The sequence below is a fragment of the Oleiphilus sp. HI0128 genome (assembly GCF_001635365.1).
In genome coordinates this window covers 1-4,696 of sequence record NZ_LWGG01000831.1, presented here as the reverse complement: position 1 = coordinate 4,696, position 4,696 = coordinate 1, and the positions used below count along the sequence as shown (strand labels likewise).

Genomic DNA, 4,696 nt, shown 5'->3' with positions numbered 1-4,696 from the left:
CTGTGAGTGAGATGAAGGTTTCCCCGGTGATCTTGCAGGCATTAAAAAGAGTGCCCGAGTCCAAACGCTATGTTGTTGCCTTGAGTGGTGGCTTGGACTCTATCGTGCTCTTGCATACTTTTCGTTTATTAAACCCCTCCTTAGCTTTATCAGCAATACATGTTCATCATGGGCTTAGTAAAAACGCAGACGACTGGGCTCGTCATTGTCAGCAGGTGTGCCAGGAGCTATCTATTCCTTGCTATGTAGAGCGTGTATCAGTTACTGCGAGTGGTGAAGGGCTAGAGGCCGCAGCCAGGAAGGCTCGTTACGAAGTTTTCGAGAGGCTGCTAAATGATGGTGATGTGTTGCTCCAGGGTCATCATCAAAACGATCAGGCTGAAACGGTGTTGATTAGGGCATTGCGCGGTAGTGGTGTTAAGGGCTTATCGGCTATTCCGCCTAGCAGGCTTATGTCTTGTGGAACTGTTATTTATCGCCCTTTGCTTGAGGTCTCGAGAAGGGCTTTAGAGTTAGAAGCGGAAGGTTTGGGTCTGAAGTGGGTCGAGGATGAAAGCAATAGTGATTCAGTCTTTGATAGAAACTTTCTGAGGAATGAAATTCTCCCTCTACTTGAACAGCGTTGGCCAAATTCTACCGAGGCTCTTGCGCAGGTTGCGTGTAAAGCAAGTGAAACGCAAAGCTTTATTGATGATTGGTGTGTAAAGCAATTTGATTCTGGCTTGTTGCTTGAGCGCGCTCAGGGTGAAAAAGTCATCGATATCTCAGTTTTATCATCTTATAGAGAGAGAGATCAGAAGATCTTGTTACGAGCTTGGATTGATAACTTTGATTGCCCGCAGCCTTCAGAGCGTATATTGGGAAGAGTTTTTACTGAGCTGATTTCAGCCAAGCCAGATGCTAATCCTATTGTCCAATGGTCAGGTTTTGAATTGCGCCGTTATCTAGGGGGAATTTATTGCCAGCGTAAACCTGTGGGCGGCAGTGAATCTTATAGCGAAACTCGGCAATTTAAGCGGCGTGGTCAAGTTTATAATGTTGAAATTGCAGCTCAGAATATATCGTGTGCTTATGAAAGTGGGGATGTAAGCATGCAGGCTGATTCAGGTCGTATACAGCTCGCCGTGCCCGGGGCAGGTTTTGAGTTGCAGATAAAATCTCGTGCTGGAGGGGAGTCGCTCAGGACTAGACCTGACGGGCCGGGGCGTAGCCTTAAAAGCCTTTTTCAAGAAGCGGGTATTCCTCCTTGGCGACGTGATACTTATCCTTTGATTTATATTGATGGTGTACTGGCGGCAATTGGAAACTTGTGGATAGGTGCGGGTTTTCATGCAGAGTCCGGGCTTCCTGTTCTAAGCGTTTACTTCAATAATAAGTATTAATGGTGAGTCATTAGGCGATAAGGTCTCGAACTTACTGCAAAGGTCTTGCACCTTGATGGTTTTATCTCTAGAATATCGCGCTCTAAAATCTGCGGGGAGCTTATACCTTTCTTATGGAAGGAATAGACTTTACCGTGTACTTGTAACTCCTTGCTTTTTAAACGGCCGATGTGGTCGACATTAAAAGGCTATTACCCGAAGGGAGAAAATATGCGTCATTACGAGATCGTATTCTTGGTGCACCCTGATCAAAGTGAACAGGTTCCAGGAATGATTGAACGTTATACTGGTGTTATCAAAGATAGCGGTGGCCAGGTTCACCGTCTAGAAGACTGGGGTCGCCGTCACTTGGCTTACCCAATCAACAAAATCCACAAGGCACACTACATTTTGATGAATATCGAATGTGGCGGCGATGCTTTGGGTGAGTTGGAGCACAACTTCCGTTTTAACGATGCCATCATTCGTGATTTGGTTATTCGTCAGAAGGAAGCGATTACTGAAGAATCTCCTATTAAAGCTTCTCAAGGTAGAGATGACCGTCGCTCTGCGCCTAAGCGCCCAGCTGAACAAGAGTCAAGCTCTGAAGAATCTGTAGAGAAAGTTGAAGATGCAAGCGCTGGTGACAGCGAAGCGGCATCAGAAGAGTAATTTAATTTTAGGAGAAGACTATGTCTCGCTTTTTTCGTCGTCGTAAGTTTTGTCGCTTTACGTCTGAAGGTGTAAAACAAATCGATTATAAAGATTTGGACACTTTGAAAGGTTATGTCACAGAAACTGGTAAAATCGTACCAAGCCGTATTACTGGCACAAAAGCTCGTTACCAGCGTCAGCTAGCAACTGCTATCAAGCGCGCTCGTTACTTGGCACTTTTACCTTACACAGACAATCACCACGAATAAGACCAGGTATTGTTTGTTAATCGTTTTACGATTATTGAAAGTAATTAATTAGCTATAAATTGAGAATATCCTGATGCATGACTTAGCTAAGTTAGCCATGCGAGGACCTTGGCAAGCAGCAGTTTTGGCAAGCGTTAGCGTAATGATACCAATGATGTTTTGGTTCGGCGCGGCGATTGTTGGGTTGGTTACCTTGCGAAAGGGCTTGAGTCAGGGTCTTAATGTTTTTATCTGGGCAACTATTCCTGCTTTGGCATGGTGGTCTGGAATGCAAGATCCCGGAGCGCTGGTGGTTCTAATATCGGTTCTGCTTATGGCAGCGATATTAAGATCAACCGTCTCCTGGCAAGCCACTCTGGCTGCCGGAGGAGTAATTAGCCTGCTTACAGGCATTGTTGCTCCTTATCTTATGCCAGAGTTGATTGAAACCCTAATGGGGTTGGCTGAAGAGTTCTTTAAGCAGCTCGCAGAAGAGTCGCAGCAAGAATACGATGCTAATTTACAAGAAGGTTTCAAATTGCTACTGGTAGCAAGCTTTGCTTCATCCTTTTTCGGGATGGCTGTTATATCGCTGTTTTTAGCGCGATCCTGGCAGGCAAGCTTGTATAACCCGGGTGGTTGGCGAGAGGAGTTTCACCAGATACGCTTAACTGCGCGTATGGTGATGGGCCTGGTTTTGTTGATTGTGATCTTACCTGTGCTGGGCGTGAGTCCTGCCTTGGTTATCGCAGTCGCTGTGGTTCCGATTATGGTTTGCGGTTTTGCCTTGGTGCATGCCGTGATAGCGAAGCGAAAGCTTGGCGGGCAGTGGTTAATTGGCATTTATTTCTCGGCCATATTGCTGTTTCCAACTGTATTGATGCTGATAGCTTTGTTAGCCTTACTAGATAGTTTGGTCGACTTTAGAGCTAGAATGCAGGCGCCAGAATAGTAAAAGCATGAAACGCTGATTAGTTACATGAAACTAATTTGAGAAATCTAGAAAATAGAGGATCACGAGATGGAAGTTATTCTACTCGAGAAAGTTGGAAAATTAGGTGGTTTGGGTGACAAGGTAACTGTTAAGGCAGGTTACGGTCGCAATTTCCTATTACCATACGGTAAAGCTGTAGCGGCAAATGAAGCAAATGTTGCTGAGTTTGAAGCACGTCGTGCTGAGCTTGAAAAAGCTGCTGCTGAGAAGCTTGCTGCTGCTGAAGCGCGTGCTGAGCAATTGAATGAGAAAGAAGTAACTATCGTTTCCAAAGCGGGTGACGAAGGTAAGTTATTCGGTTCAATTGGTGTTCGCGATGTTGCGGATGCAGTAACGGCTGCTGGCGTTGAAGTTGCTAAATCAGAAGTTCGTCTTCCTGAAGGTGCGATTCGTAACGTTGGTGAGTTTGATGTTGCGATTCAATTGCACAGTGAAGTAACAGCGATCATTAAATTGATCATTGTTGCGGAATAAGCTTCTGAAATAAGTAGTCAGATAGCTTTGACTAAACATGGTAAGAAACGTTGCCATGGTAGAGTGATTTGAAAATATAAATTACTCTCTGATACGGCCCGAATATATATTATATTTCGGGCCGTATTCATTTATGCTCTACAAAACTAAGCATTGCACTTTTATGATCTATCAGAGGTGAGAGTCTTGTCAGTACTTGATCAGGATACACAGAAACTAAAAATACCTCCCCACTCAATCGAAGCGGAACAGTCAATACTGGGTGGCTTGATGCTGGACAACAGTAAGTGGGATGTAGTCGGTGACAAAGTCCTGGAAGAGGATTTCTATCGTCAAGATCATCGTTTGGTTTATCGAGTAATTGCTAAGTTAGCGACGGGTGGTAATGCTCTAGATGTAGTGACGGTTGCTGAAGAGCTTGAACAAATGGGCGAGCTCGAAAATGCTGGCGGTATGGTTTATCTGGGGCAGCTCGTCGAGCGCACGCCAAGCGCTTCTAACGTTAGGGCCTATGCAGAAATCGTTCATGAGCGAGCAGTACTTAGACGATTAATAAGTGCCTCGGGAGAAATTACAGACAGTGCTTTTAACCCCCAGGGGCGGACAACCTCAGAGCTTCTAGATGAGGCTGAAAGGAAGGTTTTCCAGATCGCTGAGAATAGTGGTGGGAAAGACAGTGAAGGGCCTCAATCAGTAAACCCTATCCTAACCAAGACGCTAGAACGTATTGATGAGCTGTTTAATGCCTCGGGTGGTATTACCGGTGTCACGACGGGTTTTAGAGACCTGGATGAGATGACCTCCGGTCTTCAGCCTTCGGACCTGGTTATCGTTGCGGCTCGACCTTCGATGGGGAAAACGGCCTTTGCAATGAACCTGGTTGAGGCCGCCTTAATTAAAGCAGAGAAGCCTGTATTAGTATTTAGTATGGAAATGCCGGCTGACTCAATACTAATGCGTGTTAT

The 4,696-nt window shown here is 45.4% G+C and carries 6 protein-coding genes; all 6 read left to right on the top strand.

The genetic code is table 11. The annotated features are described in order from the left end of the window. A partial coding sequence (gene tilS / locus A3763_RS12730; protein WP_231872190.1) for a tRNA lysidine(34) synthetase TilS occupies positions 1–1,382 on the top strand: 1,382 nt, incomplete at its 5' end. A 210-nt stretch (positions 1,383–1,592) separates the two neighbouring features. Next, positions 1,593–2,033, top strand: a complete 441-nt coding sequence (rpsF, locus tag A3763_RS12725; RefSeq protein WP_068511443.1) for a 30S ribosomal protein S6 — start codon at positions 1,593–1,595, stop codon at positions 2,031–2,033. A 20-nt stretch (positions 2,034–2,053) separates the two neighbouring features. Beyond that, entirely contained in the window at positions 2,054–2,284 is a 231-nt protein-coding gene (gene rpsR / locus A3763_RS12720) for a 30S ribosomal protein S18 (RefSeq protein WP_068511441.1), read from the top strand. Positions 2,285–2,357: 73 nt separating this feature from the next. After that, on the top strand, positions 2,358–3,215 hold the full coding sequence (locus tag A3763_RS12715; RefSeq protein ID WP_068511439.1) for a hypothetical protein: 858 nt from the start codon (positions 2,358–2,360) through the stop codon (positions 3,213–3,215). Between the two features lie 69 nt (positions 3,216–3,284). Beyond that, a complete protein-coding gene (gene rplI, locus A3763_RS12710) occupies positions 3,285–3,731 on the top strand; it encodes a 50S ribosomal protein L9 (RefSeq protein WP_068511437.1) in 447 nt (148 codons plus the stop codon). A 177-nt stretch (positions 3,732–3,908) separates the two neighbouring features. Beyond that, positions 3,909–4,696, top strand: a 788-nt coding sequence (locus tag A3763_RS12705; RefSeq protein ID WP_304440811.1) for a DnaB-like helicase N-terminal domain-containing protein, incomplete at its 3' end; no start/stop codon positions are given.